Genomic DNA, 19,776 nt, shown 5'->3' on the forward strand with positions numbered 1-19,776 from the left:
CCTCCGGTGGGCTGCTCCCATGATTATCGGCCACCTTCGGGTGGCCTTTTTTTACCCGTGCAGGATGACCTGCGCCGCATTGTGCCCGGGCGCGCCGGTGACGCCACCGCCAGGGTGCGTACCCGAACCGCACAGGTACAGGCCCGGCAATGCACCCCGATAGTCGGCCTGGCCCAGCATCGGCCGGGCGCTGAACAGCTGGTTGAGGCTGAGCGCGCCGTGGAAGATGTCGCCACCGATCAGCCCGAAGGTACGCTCCAGGTCCAACGGACTCAGCACCTGCCGGCCCAGCACCAGTGCGCTGAATCCCGGCGCGTGCTTCTCGACCGTTGCGATCATCAGATCGGCCACTTCATCGCGGTGGTCGTCCCAGCTGCGCCCACCGGACAGCACCGGCGCCACGTGCTGGCAGAACAGGCTGGCCACATGCCGGCCGGGCGGCGCCAGCGAGTCGTCCAGCGTGCTGGGGATCAGCATTTCCACGATCGGTTCGCGTGACCAGCCGTGCTGGCGCGCATCGTTGTAAGCGCGTTCCATGTAGGCCAGCGTGGGCGCCATGATGATGCCGGCCGTGAGGTGGTCCCCTGCCCCAGGCAGCACGGAAAACGAGGGCAGGCCGGACAGCGCGACGTTCATGCGGAACGTGCCGGAGCCACAGCGCCAGTTCGTCATGCGCTCGCGGGTGGCCAATGGCACTTCATCAGGCGCCAGCAGCTGTTCGTACAACAGCTTGGGATTGACGTTGGCCACCACCCTGCGGGCGCGGATGACATCGCCCTGCAGCGTTTCCACCCCTACCGCGCGCCCCTGCTCGACGACGACCCTGCGCACACCGCTGTCGGTACGGATGTCAGCCCCTGCGGCGATGGCCGAGCGCGCCATCGCCTGGGTGATGGCGCCCATGCCACCGATGGCGTGGCCCCAGGCACCCTTCACTCCATTGCTCTCGCCAAAGGCGTGGTGAAGCAGAACGTAGGCCGAACCTGGCGCTTCCGGGCTGGCGTAGTTGCCCACGATGCCGTCGAACCCGTACAGGGCCTTGATCGGCTCGCTCTCGAACCAGCGGTCCAGGTATTCCGAGGCCGAGATGGTGAACAGGTCCAGCAGTTCCTGGCGCAGCGCCGGCGCCAGCCCATGCAGCCGCCGTCCCAGCTGGCCCGCCTGCCAGAGTGCCGGCAGCTGGGTCAGCCAATGCCCTTCGCCCACGTTCGGCGGCGCCTGCAGCGAGAGATCGCGCAGCACATCGGCGAAAGCCTCCAGGCGCTGCTCGAAGGCCGGCAGGCGCTCGGCATCGCGTGCGGAAAAGCGCGCCACCTCCGAACGGGTCAGCCCGGCACCGGCCAACAGGTAATCTCCTTCCAGCGGCAGGAAGTTGTTGATCCGCCGCGGCACCACCTGCAGCCCGTGCTCGGCCAGCGCCAACGCCTGGATGATGCGCGGCTGCAGCAGCGACACCGTATAGGAAGCCACCGAATTGCGGAAACCGGGATGGAACTCCTCGGTCACCGCCGCCCCGCCGACCACCGACCGCCGTTCCAGCACCAGCACCCGCTGCCCGGCTCGGGCCAGGTAGGCCGCGCAGACCAGGCCGTTGTGCCCGCCACCGATGATGACCGCATCCCACGTACGCGTCGTTGAAGTGCCCATGCAGCCTGTATACATGACCTTCGACACCCTTGCAGGCCGGGCCAGCGGCGTATCGTCTGGCCCACGGCCCCACCAAGGGGGCCTTCCTGAAAGATTCTTCGGCCTGGAGGCCTTACCAGTGATCTCTCGTACTCCCAAGATTGTTCTGCTGACCCTGGCCGTCACTGCCGCGCTTGTCGGCTGCGGCAAGAATGAAACCCCGGCTACGGACAGCGCGGCCTCCACCGCCACCCCGAACACTGCCGCCCCGGCTGCCACCGAGTTCAAGCTCGACGAAGCCAAGCTGCCGGCCTACAACGCCTTCCACCCGTCCGACCTGGACAAGAGCCTGGATGCCTGCACCGCCTTCGGCGATTACGTGAACAGCAAGTGGCTGGCCGCCAATGAAATCCCGGGCGACCGCACCAGCTGGGGTGCCTTCACCATCCTGGACGAGCGCTCGGTCGCCGTGCAGCACCAGCTGGCCGAACAGGTCGCGGCGGTGAAGAACCCGACCGGCATCGAGAAGATCGTCGGTGACTTCTGGGCCACCGGCATGGACGAAGCCAAGATCAATGCGCAGGGCATCGAGCCGATCAAGGCCGATCTCGCCGCCATCGACGGCCTGCAGGACAAGGACGCCATTGCCAACTACCTGCGTACCACTGCCGCCAAGGGCCAGAACGTGCTGTTCGGGTTCGGTCCGGAAGCGGACTTCAAGAACTCCAGCATGAACATGGCCTACGCCAGCCAGGGCGGCCTGGGCCTGCCGGACACCACCTATTACACCGACGCCAAGAACGCCGACAAGCTCAAGGCCTACCAGGCGCACGTGGCCAAGGTACTGGAACTGTCCGGCGTGGCCGCTGCCGACGCCGCCAAGCAGGCGGCGGACGTGGTCAAGTTCGAAACCCGCCTGGCCAAGGCCTCCAAGTCCAGCGAACAGCTCTCGCGCGATGTCTCGCTGTACTACAACCCGGTCACCGTGGCCGATGCCGACAAGCTGACCCCGAACTTCAGCTGGAGCAGGTTCTTCGAAGCGCAGGGCATTGCCGCACCGGAGAAGTTCTCGCTGGCCATCCCCAGCTTCCATCAGGAAGTGAGCAAGGCGCTGGGCGACACCGACCCGTCGGTGTGGCGTTCGTACCTGCGCTTCCACACCGTGGATGCGGCATCGCCGTTCCTGGCTGACACCTTCGCCCAGGAAAACTACGCGTTCTACGGCAAAACCCTCAACGGCCAGAAGGAAATGAAGCCGCGCTGGAAGCGCGTGCTGGGCACCATCGAAAACGATGCCGGCGAAGCCTTCGGCCAGCTGTACGTCAAGGTCGCCTTCTCGCCCGAGTCGAAGGCCAAGATGGAAGAACTCGTCAAGAACCTGGCCGCGGCGCTCAAGGAGCGTATCCAGGGCCTGACCTGGATGAGCGATGAGACCAAGGCCAAGGCGATCGCCAAGTGGGAGACCTTCACCCCGAAGATCGGCTACCCGGACAAGTGGCGCGACTGGAGCGGCCTGAGCACCGGCCGTGACAGCTACTTCGGCAACGTGCGCGCGGCCAACGAATTCAACTACAAGTTCGCGCTGAGCAAGATCGGCAAGCCGGTGGACAAGACCGAGTGGGGCATGACCCCGCAGACGGTCAACGCCTACTACAACCCGCTGCAGAACGAGATCGTGTTCCCGGCGGCCATCCTGCAGCCGCCGTTCTTCGACCCGAAGGCCGACGACGCGCTGAACTACGGCGGCATCGGTGCGGTGATCGGCCACGAAATGACCCACGGTTACGACGACCAGGGCAGCCGCTTCGGGCCGACCGGCAACTTCGAGAACTGGTGGACCGATGCGGACACCAAGAACTTCAGCGGGCTGACCGGCAAGCTGGTGAACCAGTTCGACGGCTACAAGGTCGGCGACCAGGCGGTCAACGGCAAGCTCACCTTGGGCGAGAACATCGCCGACCTGGGCGGCCTGGCCACCGCCTACGACGCCCTGCAGAAGGCCAGCGCCGGCAAGGAAGACCCGAAGGTGGATGGCTTCAGCCGCGACCAGCGCTTCTTCTTCAACTGGGCCACCGTGTGGCGCACCAAGTACACCCCGGAAAACGCCAAGGTCCGCTTGGCCACCGACCCGCACGCCCCGGCAGCGTTCCGGGCCATGGGTGCCCCGTCGAACCTGCCGAGCTTCGCGGCCGCGTTCGAATGCAAGCCCGGGTCGCCGATGGTGCGCGCCGGCGACAAGCAGGTCGTGATCTGGTAATCGTTCACGCCTTGGCGTGACGCACGAAGGCCCGGGATTGTCCCGGGCCTTTTTGTTTGATTGGCTGCCGGCCTTTTTTACCGGTTGCCTCCCAACGGCCGGTGCTACCCGGGGCGCTGGTGAATGCCGTGTTCCCATACGGTCTTGCTATAGTGCGCCGGTCTTCAATCCTTCTGGATTTGCTTCGCATGCCCAACCTTCGTCCGCTTGCCATCGCCCTCGGCCTGGGCCTGGCCACCCTGGTCGTCACCGACGCCTCCGCCGCCCCGAAGAAAAAGGCCGCCGGCCGTGCGCCCGCCGTGAGCGCGCAGTGCAGCGACTTCTACGACGCCACCAACGCCAGCTGGCTGAAGTCCAACCCGGTGCCGCAGACCGGTGCCACCACCGCCATCGGCCAGCTTGCCGAGCGCACCCGCGTGCAGCAGCGCGAGCTGCTGGACGGCGCGATGAAGGCACCGCAGGGCAACGTGCAGAAGCTGCTGGGCGACTTCTGGGCCAGCGGCCTGGATGAAGCGGCCGTGGAAGCAGACGGCAGCGCCCCGATCGCGCCACTGCTGACCCGCATCAACGCCATCAAGAAGGCCAAGGATGTGCCGGCCTCGATTGCCGCGCTGCACCAGGTCGGCATCCCGGTGGCCTTCAACTTCGCCCCGGACGTGGACCTGAAGGCGCTGGATCGTCACATCGGCTACTTCATGCAGGGTGGGATGGGCCTGCCCGACCCGGCCTTCTACACCCGCACCGACGCCGACACCGTGGCGCTGATGGGCCGCTACCGCACCTACGTCAAGCAGATCCTGACCTTGACCGGCACTGCGGCCGACAAACTGGACGCCGAGTCGCAGGCGGTGATCGCGCTGGAAACCGAACTGGCGCGCAATGCGCAGTCGCTGGCAGGCATCAACAATCCCTTCAACAACTACGCGCCGATTTCCACCAAGGAACTCAACAGCCGTTACCGCAATCTGCAGCTGGATGCCTTCCTGAAGGCACAGGGCGTCAACGACGACCTGGTCTCGCTGTCCGACCCGGAGCTGTTCAAGGCCCTTGACGGCATGGTCACCCGGATCAAACCGGACCAGTGGAAGGCGTACCTGCGCTGGCGCGTGGGCGATGCCATGGCCCCCTACCTGTCCAAGGCCTACCGCGATGCGGAGTTTGAGTTCCGTGGCCGCGTGATCCGTGGTGAAACCATCGCCCCGGCACGCTGGGAACAGGTGCTCAATGCCATGAACGTGGCCGCCGGCCCGATGGTCGGCCGCGAGTACGCCGCGCGTTACCTCTCGGCCGATGACCGCCGCCAGGCCGCCGTGATCGTCGACAAGATCCGCGAGACCCAGATCGAGGCGGTCAAGGCCAGCGGCTGGTTGAGCCCGGACGCCAAGACCGAAGCCCAGGCCAAGCTGGCTGCGCTGAAGATCGAGATCGGCACACCCCTGCGCGACCTGGACTACAGCGTGCAGCCTATGGGCCGTGGCAGCTTCGGCGGCAACATGCTGATCGCCTCCACCTGGCGCCACCGCGAGGAAATGAAGCGTATCGGCAAGGGCAACGCCGACCGGCGCTGGGACGTGCTGCCGCAGCAGCCGGCGCTGGCCTATGACATCGCGCAGAACCGCCTGATCGTCACCGCCGCCGTGCTGCAGGGCCCGGTGTTCAACGCCAAGGCCGATACCGCAGACCGGTACGGCAGCTACGGTGCGCTGGTCGCCCACGAACTGACCCGTGCGATCGATGCCAAGGGGTCGCTGGTGGATTCCAAGGGCGAGCTGCGCAGCTGGTGGACCCCGGCCGACAAGACCGCCTGGAACCTGCTGGGCAACCGCGTGGCCGCGCAATACAGCAGCCTCGACTTCCCCGGCGTCAAGGGTGCCAAGGTCAACGGCGAGCTGACCCGCGAAGAGAACCTGGCCGACCTGGCAGGCGTGGAACTGGCGTGGGCGGCTTACAAGTCGGCCGAACCGGACGCCAAGCCGGCGACGCAGCAGGGCTTCTTCCGTGCCTGGGCCGCGCTGTGGCCACAGCAGCTGTCGCCAAGCGAAGCCGCGCAGAGGCTGACCGCCGACACGCTGGCCCCGGGCAAGTGGCGCACCAACGTGCCGCTGTCCAACCTGCCTGCCTTCGGTGCCACCTTCAGCTGCAAGCCGGGCCAGCCGATGCAGCGCGTGGACGCCGACCAGATCAAGGTCTGGCGCTGAGCGGGGCGATGATGGATTGAAAGAAGGGCGCCCCATGGGCGCCCTTTTTTTACCCCGCCGGTTGCAGGGATCCGCGATACGCAACGATCAACCCCACCCCAGGTGCGGCGATCTCCACGTTGAACACAAACCGGCCATCCACTTCGGTCTCGAAGGTGGTGCCCCTGGGCAACAACGCGTTCGGCAGCGGCACGCCCAGGCACGACCAGCGGCGTGGCACCAGCATCAACCGATCGTCCGCCACCACCAGCGCCAACGCGACCTCGATCAACCCAAAGCGCTCGACCAGCAGCGCATCGTTGCGCCCTGCCCCGCGTCTTTGCCATGAGGTAAACCGGCGTCCGCCAAAATCACGCGTCCAGCGCTCGATGCCGCGGTCCGGCGTGAAGGTCACGGTGACCGGCACATCGGTGTGCGCCTTCGGAAAGCCGATCACCGCCGCAACCAGGCGTGACAACCGCCCGGTGCCACGACGGACCTGCGCCCTGCCGCTCCAGCGGTGCGGACCGGACGTATCGTGCAGCGCCTGCACCTGCGCAGGCAGCGCATCGAACGCGCTGCCCAGCACTCGCCGGTACAGGCTGACGGCGGCGCGATCCTCTCTCAGTTACTTCACGCTGCGCAGGTGGTTGGGCCGTTTCGGGCCACCCGGCGGGCGCCGGTTGAATGGGGGCTGCCCCCGCCAATAGCGGATCAGCAGCCAGCCGAACAGCATGCCACCCAGGTGGGCGAAGTGGGCCACGCCCGGTTGCCAGCCGGTGGCGCCGAGCACCAGTTCCATTACGCCGAACACGATCACGAAGGTGCGCGCCTTCATCGGAATGGGCGGGAACAACAGCATCACGCGCTGGTTGGGGAACAGCATGCCGTAGGCCAGCAACAGGCCGAACACGCCACCGGATGCGCCCAGCACCGTGGCCGGGTCGGCGATCATCGCGCCTACGGCCAGCTGGCACAGGCCGGCACCGGCCACGCACACCAGGTAATAGGTCAGGAAGCGCTTCTCGCCCCAGGTCTGCTCCAGCGGCGCACCGAACATGAAGAGCGCCAGCATGTTGAAGAACAGGTGCCCGAAGCTGCCGTGCAGGAACCCATAGGTCAGCAGCTGCCACGGCTGGAAGTTGCCGCCGGGCGAGAACGGGTCGAAGCCACTGCGCAGCGGTTGCAGCATGAACGGCTCGAACGTGCCGTTGCCGAGCAGGAACGGCTGCTGCAGCAGGAACAGCACGATATTGGCAATCAACAGTGCTTTGGTGACAGTGGGCAGTCGCGGAAACATGGGGGCATCCTTTGGAACCGCGCCCATCATAGCCGCGCCTACGGCACGGCGTGGTAGCCCCGGCCGTTGGCCGGCTTCCGATGCTCTACACGGGCCCCCACAAGACAGCGTCCAGATCATCGTCCCCGCGCGGCATGTGCTTGACCCGTCCCCGCTCCATCAGCACCCCTTCGGCGCGCAGCCGCTGGTTCTGCTCGCGCCAGCCACGCGAGCCTTCCGGCATCGCGATGCGCCCGTCCGAGCGCAGCACCCGGTGCCAGGGCAGGTCCGGATCATCGTTCATGCCCAGCACCCGGGCGGTGAGTCGCGCCCGTCCCGGCAGCCCGGCCCGGGCGGCCACCTGGCCGTACCCCATCACCTGCCCGCGCGGGATGGCCCGGATCACCGCCAGGATGCGCGCGCGCGCCTGGGCGGCAGCGTCCACCGCGTCGGCCGGCGACGCGGGTTTCTTCACGCGCGCACGCGGCTGACCAGCAGCACGCCGACCAGTACCAGCGCCGTCCCCAGGACCTGCCAGGGGCCCATGGGTTCGTCGAGCAGCCATAGACTCATCACGATGGTGGATACCGGCCCGAGCATACCTACCTGCGCGGCCAGCGACGAGCCGATCCGCTTCACTGCCAGCATGATCGCCAGCACCGGCAGCACGGTGCAGACCGTCGCATTGACCAGCGACAGCCAGTACACCGGCCCCGGTTGCTGGAACAGCACCGGCAGCGGGTGCAGCACCGCGAAGTGCAGCACGCACAGCACGCAGGCCACGCAGCTGGCATAGGCAGTGAGCCGGATCGCGCCTATCCGCGCCACCACCTGGCCGCTGCCGAACAGGTACAGCGCGTAGCTGAGCGCACTGGCGAACACCAGCGCGCTGCCCAGCACGATGCGCCCGCCTTCCAGCTGCAGGTCGTGGCCGAAGGCGAGCAGCACGCCGAGATAGCTCAGCACGAGCGCCGCCACCTGCCAGCGCCCGGGCCGCTTCTTCAGCAGCACCAGGCTGATCAGCAGCACCAGCGTGGGATTGAGGTACAGGATCAGCCGTTCCAGAGTCACACTGATGTATTGCAGTCCCTGGAAGTCGAGCAGGCTGGAAAGGTAATAGCCGGTGAAGCCCAGCCACGCCACCCGGCCACGGTCGGCCCAGGACAGCGCGGTGGCGCGGCGCGCCGACCACACCGCAAGCACGGCGAACAGCGGCAACGCCATCAGCATGCGCAGCGCCAGCAGCGTGGTGGCATCCACGCCATGGCGATACGCGAGCTTGACGATCACGGCCTTGCCCGAGGCGGCGACCGCGCCGACAGCGGCGAGCAGGATGCCGGAGGTGGCAAGGCGCGGGGAGGAAGTGGGAAGGGCGTGCGACATCCCACGCATTGTCGCATCCGCTGATGCCTACCAAGCAACGGCCGGCAGCTGCCAAGGTGGGGGTGATACGCCTCAGCGCATCAACACCACCTCTTCCGACGATGTGGGATGGATGGCGACAGTCTCGTCGAGCTGGGCCTTGGTGACGCCCATCTTCACCGCTACCGCGAAACCCTGCAGGATTTCGTCGGCCGACTCGCCCAGCAGGTGCACCCCCACTACGCGCTCATCTTCGCCCACACACACCAGTTTGAAAACGCTGCGCTGCGTACCGTCGGCCAGCGCCTGCAGCATCGGCCGGAAGTTGCTGCGGTATACGCGCACATCGCCGTGGCAGGCACGTGCTTCTTCCTCACTCATGCCCACCGCGCCCAACGCAGGGTGGGAGAACACCACACTGGCAATGTTCCGGTAATCCATCTTCGCCTGCGGCTGGCCGCCGAACAGGCGGTCCATCAATCTGCGCGCAGCGGCGATCGCCACCGGGGTCAGGCCGACCTTGCCAGCGATGTCGCCCACCGCGTGCACGCTGGGCACCGCGGTGGTCTGCCAATCATCGACCTCGACCTCCCCTTTCCCGCCAATCCCGATACCGAGCGCCTCCAGGCCCAGCCCGGCGCTGTTGCCGCGCCGGCCGGTGGCGAAAAACACCTGGTCGAAGCGCGGCTCGGTCGGACCGTCGTGACCGTACGCGACGAGGTCATCGCCATCGCGCCGCAATTCCCGTAGCCGGTAGTTGAAGTACAGCTGCACGCCCTGATGGCGCAGGTTCTCGGCCAGCTGCGCGGTGAGTTCGGCATCGAAGCGCTCCAGCAGCCGCTCGCCCCGCACCAGCAGCGTTACCCGGCTGCCGAGCGCCTGCAGCAGGCCGGCCAGTTCCACGGCGATGTAGCCGCCGCCCACGATCGCTACGCGACCGGGGGCACCGCACAGGTTGAAGAAGTCGTCCGACACCGAACCAAGCTCCGCGCCGGGAATGTCGGGCCGTTGTGGGTACGCACCGGTGGCCAGCAGCACATGTTCGGCGCTGATGCGGATGCCATCGCTGCACTCCACCGTGTGCGCATCCAGCAGCCGGCCCCTGCGCGGCACGCGCACCACGTTGTTGTCGTTGAGGCGCTTGAGGTAGCTGGCATGGATATTGGCGATGTAGGCCTGGCGATGCACCACCAGCTCCTTCCAGTCCAGCGCCGCTCGCGCCGGCACATCGAAGCCCATCGCCGCGGCCAGCCCGATGCGCCCGGAAAGGTCGGCTGCCAGCCACATCGCCTTCTTCGGCACGCAGCCCACGTTGACGCAGGTGCCGCCCAGTTCGCCCGGTTCCAGCATCGCCACCCGCTTGCCATGCTGGGCCGCGCGGAAGGCTGCGGCCAAGCCGCCGGAGCCACCGCCCAGCACGATCAGATCGTAGTCGTATTGCGTTGTCATGGGCGTCAGCATGCCACGCCAGGCCGCGATTCAGACGTGACGACGCGGCTTGAATCGTTTCATCGGCGCAACGCCGGCCAATGCCCATAGGTCATTGCGCGCCAGACCCATTCCAGCGGACCGAACCGGAAGTGGCGCAGCCATGCATGGCTGAGCAGCACCTGTGCTGCGAACAACGCCACCGCGAACGGAATCTGCCAGACGCGCGGCATCGTCTCGAACGCACCCAACCCGTAGCCGTAGAACAACCAGGTACAGACCAGCGACTGCAGGATGTACTGGGTCAGCGCCATCCGCCCCATGGGCGCCAGCATGCGCAGGCGTTGCCGCCAGTGCACGACCCAGGCCAGGTAACCCAGGCACATCAGCAGGCTGGCCAGCGAAGACAATGCATACGCCGCGCCGGTGGTGGGCGTGAATGTGCCTGGCGCCAGGTACGGCACCCAGCTCGCGCTGATGAGCATCAACAGCAGTCCAGACGGCAACGCGCCGCGGCGCAGCCAGCGGTACAGGCGCTCGAAGCGCGTCGGCTCGGCAAGCGCGCCACTGCGCGCGAACCAGCTGCCCAGCAGGAACATGCCCAGCACTTCCGGGCCGATGATCAGCGCCCCGGACAGCGACGTGCCCAGATCACTGGCCCGTTGCGCCACCGCCTGGCCGAAGCTGCCATGGCCGTAGGCCTGGCGTTGCAGTTCAACCGTCTGCTGGCCCGCTGCGATGGCCGAGCCCAGGCTGCCGCCATCACCCTCGACCTGCCCGACCAGGCCCAGCATCGCGCCCAGCAGCAACATCATCGCCGCCGCACACAGGTAGGTGATCACCCCCATCGCCGGCAGCCAGCGCTGCGGCGCTTCGCGCGTGGCCAGCAGCGGCAGCGACACCAGTGCGTAGATCACCAGGATGTCGCCGGACCAGACCAGCAGCGCATGACACAGGCCGATCAGCAGCAGGCCACCGCTGCGGCGAAGGTAGAAGGTGGTGAAGTCGCGGCGCGCCGCTTCGGCACGCTGCGCCATGATCGCAAAGCCGGCGCCGAACAGCAGCGAGAACAACGTGAAGAACTTGCCCTGTACCAGCACGTAGATGGCCGCGTCGGCCCAGTAGTCCAGCCCCTGCCAATGCGGATCGATACCGGTGAAGGCCAGGTCGAGCGGGCCGCTCAGCGCTTCCATGTTCATCAGCAGGATGCCGAGCAGCGCGACCCCGCGCAGGATGTCGATGACTTCGATGCGGTCGCTGACGGCCACCGGCTGCAGCATGGGGGAAACAGGCTTCACGGGCGACTCGCTTGGCAGGGCGGGTAGAGCCACGCCCTGCGTGGCTGCATGACCCCGGCAACACCACGCCCTGCGTGGCTGCCGGGGACATCCGCACTCAGTGCTGGTGGCCGCCGTCACCGTGCACGTGGCCGTGCTCGAGTTCCTCGGCGGCGGCTTCACGCACGTCGACGATCTCCACCGAGAAGTGCAGATCCTTGCCGGCCATCGGGTGGTTGAGGTCCACATCGACAACGCTCATGCCGACCTTCTCAACGGTCACCGCGCGCGGGCCGAAGTTGGTCTGCAGCACCACCTGCTGCCCCTTCACCAGGCGGGTGTCACCGAAGTGCTTCTTCGGCACGCGCTGGGTCAGGCCTTCCTTGCGCTCGCCGTAGGCGTCGGCTGCCTTGACGTCGACGTCGAAGGTGGCGCCGGCTTCCTTGTCGAGCATCGCCGCTTCCAGGCCCGGAATGATGTTGCCGTGGCCGATCAGGATCGCCAGCGGATCCCGGTCCCTGGAGCTTTCGATCGGCTCCTGGCCCTGCTCGGCAACGGTGTAATGGAAGCGGACGACGCGGTCTTTTTCGATCTTCATGCGGAACTCTTGTGCTGAGGCTGCCAGGGCAGACGGGTGGGACGGGTTGTCGCCCGCCAAGTACGCCGCCATCATGACGGCCTTCTGAGGCCGCGCATTATCCGGACATCACGCACATGACGCCAGTTCCGCGCTTGAACCGCTCTGTTGCCCGGGTCGCCGCCCTGCTCACGCTGGCCCTTCTGGCCGCCTGCGGCGGTGGCAAGGCCCCCCGGCCCAGTGCGCCGCCCGCCTCAACCCAGGTCTGGCCGACGGTGGTGCCCAAGGACCCCCAGGCGGCCAATGCGGTGCTGATGCGCGCCATCGGGCTGGTCGGCACCCCCTACCGCTACGGCGGCAACACCCCCGAATCGGGCTTTGATTGCAGTGGGCTTGTAGCCTACGTCTACCGGGAAATGCTCGACCTGAAGCTGCCGCGGACCTCGCGCGACCTGGCGGCGGTGCAGGGCCCGAAGATCGATCCGCAGCGGCTGGCACCGGGCGACCTGGTGTTCTTCGGTGACCGCGGCAACGTGTTCCATGTCGGCATCTATGTGGGTGAAGGGCGCTTCGTGCATGCTCCCAGCACGGGCGGAACGGTCCGGCTGGATTCGCTGGGCGGCAGCTACTGGAAGCAGCACTACACGGGGGCGAAACGGGTCCTTCACTGAAATGAACAGGGGGAAGGTCTAAAAATGCGACGCCCATCACAATGATGTGAACGAAAATTTAACGGAATTTGTACCAAATCACACGTCTTACACGGCATCATCACCCATCGTTTTTATTCAGTGACCGCCGCGTGACGACAGCCGACCTGACGTGCCAAGGCCAGACCGCCGCTTTCCGGCGCACTGCCCGCCCCGCTCTTCTCGCTTTCGCCCTGTGCGTTGCCAGCCTTCCGGCCTGGGCGCAGACGGCACCGACACTCCCCGTCGATGCCGCGCCGGTTGCCACCGCAGCCGCCCCCGAGATTCCCGCCGCCGCCAAGCCCAAGGCGGATGCGCCGGCCCGCAGCAAGGCCGATGCCGCTGCCAGTGCCACCCTCGCCGCTCTGCTTCCGCACCTGGCGGCCAACGACACCATTCCGCTCATGGACCGTTCGGCGATGTTTGCCGGCGATCTCAGCCGCCTGCTGGCCAACTACGATGCCAGCTCCGGCGCCAACGGCGTCGTGGTGGGTGGGGCCGCCGACAACGGCAAGGTGCAGTCGCTGCTGCGCCGTGCCATGACCCTGCTGGGCACCCCGTACCGTTGGGGCGGCACCTCGCCGGACAGCGGTTTCGACTGCAGCGGCCTGGTCGGCTATGTGTTCAAGACCGCGCTTGGCATCGAGCTGCCGCGCGTTTCGCGTGAAATGGCCCATGACGGCGAAGCCGAGCTGATCAATGACCGCAACGCGCTGGCGGCCGGTGACCTGGTGTTCTTCGGCCGCAGGGGCCGGGTCGACCATGTGGGCATCTACGTGGGGGAAGGCCGCTTCCTGCATGCCCCGAGCACCGGCAAGGACGTCCGCGTGGACAGCCTGGTTTCGGGCTACTGGAGCGGCAAGTTCATGCAGGCCCGCCGCGTCGAACTCTGAACCGGCCTCCCACCGCGCCGCCTGAAGGCCGCTGCCCCGTGCAGCGGCCTTTTTCGTTTGGGGACCCGGTGGCCGCTGACGGAGGCAACCCGCGTTGTTCCTACTGTCGTTCGAGCAGATCCAAGTGCGTGCGACCAGCCCCGGCCGGATTCGGCAGGGGTTGTTGACTCCGGCGTGGGGCGGCTCGCCGGGGTCACGCCGACCCGCAGACACCGCCCGCGATCTTTCCAGTAAAGGTGACGCATGGCGGCAGTCCCTGAATTTCCAGCCCGGTGTGTAATCTGGTTTGGGCAACCACACGCGGCCGAGCGTGCCGCATTGGCGGCGGAAGGGTGGCAGGTGCGCGGGGTGGCCAGCGATGCGTGCGTGGCCATCGGCATGCGCGGCAACGACCTGGTGGTCGGCGTGCTGGACCTGCGCGGGGCCGTACCTGGCCATCTTGAGCACCTGCAGGCGCTGCTGGAACAGCACCGGCACATGCGCGTGCTGGCGATCCTGCCCCCTGGCCCCTACCCCACCCCGCCACCGCTGCAGTCGCTGTTGGCCGGCTGCGTGGAGACGTTTACCGCGCCACTGGACCTGTCCAGCCTGGTCGAGCGGCTGCAGCGTCTGGCAGAGGGCGACGAGACGCGTTCGTCGCCCGGCGTGCAGGCGCTGGTCGGCAACAGTGCGGTGCTGCAGGTTGCACGGGCCGCCCTGCGCAAGTTCGCGCCGGTGGAACTGCCGGTGCTGATCACGGGAGAAACGGGAACGGGCAAGGAACTGGCGGCGCAGGCGCTGCATGCGCTGTCGCCGCGCCATTCGCGGCCGTTCCTGGCGGTGAACTGCGGGGCGATTCCGGCGGCGCTGGTGCAATCGGAGCTGTTCGGGCATGAGCGCGGGGCGTTCACCGGTGCAGCGACGCGTCGGCTGGGCCTGTTCGAAACGGCCAGCGGGGGTACGGTGTTCCTTGACGAGATCGGCGACCTGCCGCTGGATGCGCAGACGAACCTGTTGCGCGTCCTGCAGGAAGGCACGATCGAGCGGGTGGGGAGCAACCATCCGCTGGCAGTGGATGTACGGGTGGTGGCGGCAACGCACATCGACCTGGAGCAGGCGGTAGAGCGCGGGCAGTTCCGCCGCGATCTGTTCTACCGGCTCAATGTGCTGCGTTTGCCGATGCCGCCGCTGCGTGACCGGGGCAGCGACATCCTGCTGCTGGCGGAGCACTTCCTGGCCAGTTTCCGCCGCCGGCACGTGACGCGTGCACGCGGCTTCACGACGGAGGCGGCGCAGGCGATGCAGCGGTTCAACTGGCCGGGCAACGTGCGCGAGCTGTTGAACCGGGTGCAGCGGGCGGCGATCGTCAGCGAGGCCGAACTGATCAACGTGGCCGACCTGGAGCTGCTGCCACCGCAGGTGGAGATGCCGCAGCGGCTGCTGCACGATGCACGCCAGGCGGCCGAGCGCGACGCCTTGCTGCAGGCCCTGCGCGATAACGCGTTCAACATCACCGCATGTGCCCGCACCATGCAGGTGTCTCGCGTTACCGTGTACCGCTTGTGCCGCAAGCATCAACTCGCTCTGCCGGAGTTGCGCTAAGAGCGAAAAGCCCTGGTTTGCGAGCGTACGGGCTTGGGGCCGGCCGTTGGCCGGCCCTCATGAAGCCGACATCGCGCGATTGCGCAACGCGGTAGGTATCGACCGTTGGTCGATACGCGCGTTACAGGATATAGGGCACCTTGAACGCCAAGGTAAAGTCCGGCGAATCCGGCGTCAGGCCGATACCCAGCAGACTCACGATCGTGGTGTTCTGATTGAGTGCGTAGGTGATGCCCAGGTTGAGCGTGGCCGCGTTGGCATCGCTGCCGACGATCTTGACCCACTGGCCGCCCTTGAAGCGGGTGGAGGCGCGGGCGCTGAGCTTGTCGCTGAAGGAGATGCTCAGGCTGGTGCGTTCGTTGAAGGCGAACGCCACGCCGGCGCCGAAGTAGTACGACCCGCCGAGTTTGACGTCACCGGGGTTGACGGTGTCGGGGTTGGCGTCGAGGTCGTCGAAGCTGTTTTCGAACGAGTGGATGTAGCCGATGTTGGCAAACAGGATGGCCGGGTCGGCGGTCTTGACCGCCGAGAGGCCGACGTTGGCCTGCCAGACGCCGTTGCCGGTGGGCTGCTGTTCGGGCACGGCGAAGCGGATGAAGTCGTCGTCGTCGCGCTCGAGCACTTTCCAGCTGAGGCCGTAGGGTTCGCGGCCGGTGGGGGCGGTGGCACCCACGGTCAACACGGTTTCGGGCCAGCGGCCTTTTTCGGCGAACAGTTTGTAGTTGGCGCTCAGGCTGATGTCGCCGAGGCCGTTGCCGGTGGTTTCTTCCTGGGCGATGGCAGCGGCCGAACCGCCGGCGCCGCCCTTCTGGAAGACGGTCTTGCGGGCCAGGTAGGGCACGTCCAGGTTCAGGGCCAGGCGCGGGGTGAGGCCCCAGCGTGCGGCCAGGTTGTAGGTGAGGGTGTCGGACTCGACGTTTTCGATGGCGATGTTGCCGAGGAAGATCGCGTCGAGGGCGAGGAAGCCGTTGAGGGTGAGTTGCTTGCGGTCGTAGCGGGCGTAGCTCAGGCTGTTTTCCAGGGTGAAGCGCCGGGTGAACAGGGTCGAAGTCTGTTGTTTGACGTCGTCGACGCTGCGGCGCGAGGCCTCTTTGGCCTGCTGCGCTTCGGCGGCGGTGCTGGCGTAGCCGTCACCGGTGGGCGGTGCGGCGGGGGTGCTCGCGGGCAGCGGTTCGGGTGGCGCGGCGCCGGCCAGCGGCGCGGTCTTGCCGCTCAGGCGGGCCTGCATGGCCTGTACCTGCATGTCCAGTTCGCGCAACCGGCGCACTTCCTGGGCATAGTTGGCCTTGAGCGTTTCCAGCTGTTGGATGAGTGCCTTGACGTCGGCGTCGTCGGCCGAGGTGGCCGGTGCGTCCTGCGCGTTGGCTGCAGCTGGCGCGATCAGTGCCAGCGCCGCCAGCGCCAGCGGTGTAATGCGGATCGAGGTGTGCATTTCCCTGCCCTGCGTTCTGGTGTCGTGCCCCCCACCCGGCCGGTGTTACTGGCCGGGCCCCATGCCTACACCGCGTACCAGGTTCATCGCCTGGGCCACGTTCTGGTTCAGCGATCCACCATTGGCCAGCGTCTGCCGCACCAGGTCGATCTGCATGCGGTTGCTGGCCGATTGCCCATCGCTGGCCACGGCGATGCTCTGGCCGACACTGCCGTTGCGGATCCATTGCTGGACCTGGCCCACGCCCTGGATCTGCAGCTGCACGCTGGCGCTGTTGCCGTCCTGCTGGGCCACGGCGCTCACGCCGCCCTGCTGCGCGCTGGCCTGGGGGGCGCTCTGTTCGGTGGTGGTGGGTGCGGTGCCTTCGCGCACGTTCAACTGGGTGGCGTTGCTGGCCACGTTGTTGTCACCGGCCACCTGGATGCTCTGGGTGAGCCCGGCCACGTTCTGCAGGCCGCTGGAATCCACGCTGCGCCCCGGGGTTTCCGGCAGCGGCGCGTCGGCCGCGGTGACGGTGACGCTGGGCGTGAAGCTCACCTTGGGCGTGTTGCCGCCATGGCTGAAATCCATGCCCAGGGTCAGCGCGCTCTGTGCGGACTGGTTGCCAGCCTGCCATTGCGAAACCATGGTCACGCCGAACCAGGCCACGGCATTGCCGTTGACGGTGTAGCGGCCACGCATCAGTTTCAGTTCCGGGTCGGGTATTTCGCTCAATCCCTTGCCGGGGCGTCCCTGCTCCTGCGCCTTGGGTGCATCGGCGGCGTGTACGGGGGCGATCCCGAGCGCTGCGACGATCAATGCACTGTGCGTCCAGTTTGCGATGTTCATGGTGCCTCCTAGAACAGATCGGCATGGGTGAACCCGAAATCCACCAGTTCCGCGTCGGTGATCGGGCCCTGCCGTGCATACAGCGAACGCGCACTGGGCTGTTCGCCGGGCTGCAGCAACACGGTGTTCCTGTCGAAATCGGTACCGATCACGACGAACACGGCGCGCGACGGCCATGATTCGAGAAATTCGTTGACGGGGATGCTGCGGTTGCCCAGGATCGGGTCCGCCACGTCCACCACGTCACCGCGGACCTGCTTGAGGACCACGAAGTGGCGGAAGCCGCGCACGTCCATCAACACCAGCCCGGGCACGCGCAGCGAGCGCAGGCGCTCTTCGTTGACGCGGTAGCCACGTCCACGCATGCCCATCGATTCCACGTATCGCTTGATGTCCAACAGTGAAAACCCGCGCTGGTGGACCAGTTCCGGGTCTGAGACCCCCATCATTCCTTCGATCACCGTGCCTTCGTCGGCGTCCAGGTGGTAGGCATAACGCAGGATCGTGGCCAATGCGGCCGCGCCGCAGCTGTAATCGGTATGTTGGCGCACTACGTTGCGGAAGCGCCGCTCCTGCATGCTCTCCACGCGCTGGGAGTACACCGCGCCGTTGGGCAGCACCCCGCTGAAGGACACGTCACCGGCGCGCAGAGCGCCCGCCGGCAGGATCGACAGCGACAACGCGCAGCACAGGGCTCGGCTCGACCACATCGGCATGGCTCCGGAAGAAGGAAGGAGCCCCTGCCCCAAAGGGGGAGGATGGAACAGGGGCTCCCGGGGAGCCCGGCCATTGGCGGATGGCCGGGTTTGTTGCGCTCAACGCGTGTTGCCTGCGAAAACGGACACGGTTACTCGCCGCCACCACCGCCCGGGTTGCCGCCGGTGGACGGCTGGGCCACGGCCAGGGCCAGGCTGTTGGCCTGCAGGTTGCCGGTGCCGGCGGCAACGTTCACGCCAATGTTGCCGCTGGCACTACGGAACGAATCACCTGACAGCGAGGCGTTGTTCTCGGCACGTTCCACCACCCAACGGGTGCTCTGGACGGTTCCGCTCAGGCTGGCACGCAGATCGGCATAGCCGACTTCGCCGTAGGCGAGCACGCCGCGCTCGTCGGTATCGAACGCGATGCCACCTGCACCCTCGTTGTACGGGTTGTCGGTTGCGCCTTGGGCGTCAGCATCCAGATCGATGTGCCCGGTCTGGTTGCCACCGGTGTGCGACGCGCCGGACCAGGTATCCGGGTAGAAGTTCTCCTTCTGGTAGGCGTTGCCGCGACCGGCGTAGCCACCCGCACCGATGGCCGCCGTACCGCCACGGACCGTGCCGCGCAGGGTGACCTCGGTGGTGTCACGCATGGCCTTCACGTAGCCCTCGTTGGACACGCTGTTGCCGGTGGAGACCTGGTTCGAACTGATGCTTGCCGTCGCCATGCGGGCGGTGGACACCGACGCAGCCAGGGCGTTCTTCTGCTCGTTGTTGTTGCCAGCAGCGCTGTTTACGCCGATGTTGCCGGTGGCGCCACGGAACGCGTTGCCACTGAGGCTGGAGTTGTTGACCACGCCTTCGTTGGTGGTGGTGTTGCCGGCGCCGTACTGGTTCACGTACACCTGCGCGTCGGACATGCCGAAGGTGAACGAGGCATCAGCGGCAGACAGCGACGCGGCGTTGTCCTGGGCGTTGTTGTCACCTGCGGCGGTGTTGAACCCGAGGTTGCCCGACGCGTCCTGCGCCACGTTCTCGCTGATCGACGCGTTGTTTTCCAGCAGCTGGTTGTCGCCCTCGTTGTCGGTGATCGACTGCCGGTTGTCGATGATCGCAATGGCAGCCGAGTCCACTTCCAGGTCACCCGAGACGGTCGGGCGGCCGCGGAACTGCACATCCGCACCCACCTGGAGGTCCGATTCCAGGTTCACGTCCACGCCGTGGTTGTTCTTTTCCTTGCGCTCGTCGGCCTGGATGTTGCTGTTCTTCTGGACGTTTTCATTGACGGTGACGTTGCGCGTGTGGTTCACGTCGCTGGTGTCACTGTAGCTCCTGGTGGTGGTCCGGGTGCTGGTGTCGCTGCTGGTGTTGGTGGTGCTGTTGTTGCGTACGCGGGTACGCGAGTCCCAGTCGTTGCGGATGTTGGTATCGATATTGGTATCGATATCGGTGTCGATATCGGTATTGATGTTGGTATCAACATCGGTATTGAGGTTGGTGTTCGTGTTGGTATTGGTGCGGGTTTCCCACACATTGTGGATGTGGTTGATGAACGCGCTGGCGTTCTGGTTGTCCTGTGCGGAGGCAGATGCGGTGGCCGCAACTGCGATGGCCAGTGCAAGTACCGTCTTGTTCATGGTGTTCATGGTGCCCTCTCTCTCTTCACGAC

General features: G+C 66.6%; 17 protein-coding genes. 5 read left to right on the plus strand and 12 right to left on the minus strand.

Annotation, left to right across the window (positions count from 1 at the left end; genetic code table 11):
• Nucleotides 1–51: 51 nt before the first annotated feature.
• Nucleotides 52–1,647: a phytoene desaturase family protein gene (locus ACGFZ3_RS10265; protein ID WP_392920124.1), complete on the minus strand. Its 1,596-nt coding sequence runs from the start codon at nt 1,645–1,647 to the stop codon at nt 52–54.
• A 121-nt stretch (nt 1,648–1,768) separates the two neighbouring features.
• On the opposite strand from ACGFZ3_RS10265, the gene ACGFZ3_RS10270 reads away from it, so the two are divergent.
• Nucleotides 1,769–3,883: a M13 family metallopeptidase gene (locus tag ACGFZ3_RS10270; RefSeq protein WP_392920952.1), complete on the plus strand. Its 2,115-nt coding sequence runs from the start codon at nt 1,769–1,771 to the stop codon at nt 3,881–3,883.
• 188 nt (nt 3,884–4,071) lie between these two features.
• The gene (locus tag ACGFZ3_RS10275; protein ID WP_392920127.1) at nt 4,072–6,081 is read left to right on the plus strand and encodes a M13 family metallopeptidase; all 2,010 of its coding nucleotides are present in this window, start codon (nt 4,072–4,074) and stop codon (nt 6,079–6,081) included.
• Nucleotides 6,082–6,130: 49 nt separating this feature from the next.
• Here the strand turns inward: ACGFZ3_RS10275 and ACGFZ3_RS10280 are convergent, their stop codons facing one another.
• The 7 genes from ACGFZ3_RS10280 to ACGFZ3_RS10310 all read right to left on the minus strand — a co-directional run bounded on the left by ACGFZ3_RS10280 (nt 6,131) and on the right by ACGFZ3_RS10310 (nt 12,004).
• Complete coding sequence (locus tag ACGFZ3_RS10280; protein WP_392920130.1) at nt 6,131–6,649, minus strand: DUF4166 domain-containing protein; 519 nt, start codon at nt 6,647–6,649, stop codon at nt 6,131–6,133.
• A gap of 39 nt (nt 6,650–6,688) precedes the next feature.
• Complete coding sequence (locus tag ACGFZ3_RS10285) at nt 6,689–7,360, minus strand: rhomboid family intramembrane serine protease (RefSeq protein WP_392920133.1); 672 nt, start codon at nt 7,358–7,360, stop codon at nt 6,689–6,691.
• A gap of 85 nt (nt 7,361–7,445) precedes the next feature.
• Entirely contained in the window at nt 7,446–7,784 is a 339-nt protein-coding gene (locus ACGFZ3_RS10290; protein WP_392920955.1) for an MGMT family protein, read from the minus strand.
• A 26-nt stretch (nt 7,785–7,810) separates the two neighbouring features.
• Nucleotides 7,811–8,731, minus strand: a complete 921-nt coding sequence (locus ACGFZ3_RS10295; RefSeq protein WP_392920136.1) for a DMT family transporter — start codon at nt 8,729–8,731, stop codon at nt 7,811–7,813.
• Nucleotides 8,732–8,794: 63 nt separating this feature from the next.
• Nucleotides 8,795–10,150, minus strand: a complete 1,356-nt coding sequence (gene gorA / locus ACGFZ3_RS10300) for a glutathione-disulfide reductase (protein ID WP_392920139.1) — start codon at nt 10,148–10,150, stop codon at nt 8,795–8,797.
• 59 nt (nt 10,151–10,209) lie between these two features.
• Entirely contained in the window at nt 10,210–11,409 is a 1,200-nt protein-coding gene (locus ACGFZ3_RS10305) for a DUF418 domain-containing protein (RefSeq protein ID WP_392920958.1), read from the minus strand.
• 115 nt (nt 11,410–11,524) lie between these two features.
• Nucleotides 11,525–12,004, minus strand: a complete 480-nt coding sequence (locus tag ACGFZ3_RS10310; protein ID WP_392920143.1) for a peptidylprolyl isomerase — start codon at nt 12,002–12,004, stop codon at nt 11,525–11,527.
• 116 nt (nt 12,005–12,120) lie between these two features.
• Between ACGFZ3_RS10310 and ACGFZ3_RS10315 the strand changes: the two genes are divergently transcribed.
• The 3 genes from ACGFZ3_RS10315 to ACGFZ3_RS10325 all read left to right on the plus strand — a co-directional run bounded on the left by ACGFZ3_RS10315 (nt 12,121) and on the right by ACGFZ3_RS10325 (nt 15,146).
• Complete coding sequence (locus ACGFZ3_RS10315; protein ID WP_392920146.1) at nt 12,121–12,654, plus strand: C40 family peptidase; 534 nt, start codon at nt 12,121–12,123, stop codon at nt 12,652–12,654.
• Between the two features lie 146 nt (nt 12,655–12,800).
• On the plus strand, nt 12,801–13,565 hold the full coding sequence (locus ACGFZ3_RS10320) for a C40 family peptidase (protein ID WP_392920961.1): 765 nt from the start codon (nt 12,801–12,803) through the stop codon (nt 13,563–13,565).
• Between the two features lie 243 nt (nt 13,566–13,808).
• Nucleotides 13,809–15,146 (plus strand): sigma-54 interaction domain-containing protein, encoded by a 1,338-nt coding sequence (locus tag ACGFZ3_RS10325; RefSeq protein ID WP_392920149.1) that lies wholly within the window; start codon nt 13,809–13,811, stop codon nt 15,144–15,146.
• 121 nt (nt 15,147–15,267) lie between these two features.
• On the opposite strand, the gene ACGFZ3_RS10330 is transcribed toward ACGFZ3_RS10325, so the two are convergent.
• The 4 genes from ACGFZ3_RS10330 to ACGFZ3_RS10345 all read right to left on the minus strand — a co-directional run bounded on the left by ACGFZ3_RS10330 (nt 15,268) and on the right by ACGFZ3_RS10345 (nt 19,753).
• A complete protein-coding gene (locus tag ACGFZ3_RS10330) occupies nt 15,268–16,578 on the minus strand; it encodes a transporter (RefSeq protein WP_392920152.1) in 1,311 nt (436 codons plus the stop codon).
• A gap of 45 nt (nt 16,579–16,623) precedes the next feature.
• Nucleotides 16,624–17,406 (minus strand): hypothetical protein, encoded by a 783-nt coding sequence (locus ACGFZ3_RS10335; RefSeq protein ID WP_392920155.1) that lies wholly within the window; start codon nt 17,404–17,406, stop codon nt 16,624–16,626.
• Nucleotides 17,407–17,414: 8 nt separating this feature from the next.
• Nucleotides 17,415–18,116, minus strand: a complete 702-nt coding sequence (locus tag ACGFZ3_RS10340; protein WP_392920158.1) for a C39 family peptidase — start codon at nt 18,114–18,116, stop codon at nt 17,415–17,417.
• A 137-nt stretch (nt 18,117–18,253) separates the two neighbouring features.
• The gene (locus tag ACGFZ3_RS10345) at nt 18,254–19,753 is read right to left on the minus strand and encodes an adhesin (RefSeq protein ID WP_392920161.1); all 1,500 of its coding nucleotides are present in this window, start codon (nt 19,751–19,753) and stop codon (nt 18,254–18,256) included.
• Nucleotides 19,754–19,776 lie beyond the last annotated feature (23 nt).

It is taken from the genome of Stenotrophomonas sp. NPDC047960, assembly GCF_043204395.1.
In the GTDB taxonomy this organism is placed as follows: Bacteria; Pseudomonadota; Gammaproteobacteria; order Xanthomonadales; family Xanthomonadaceae; genus Stenotrophomonas.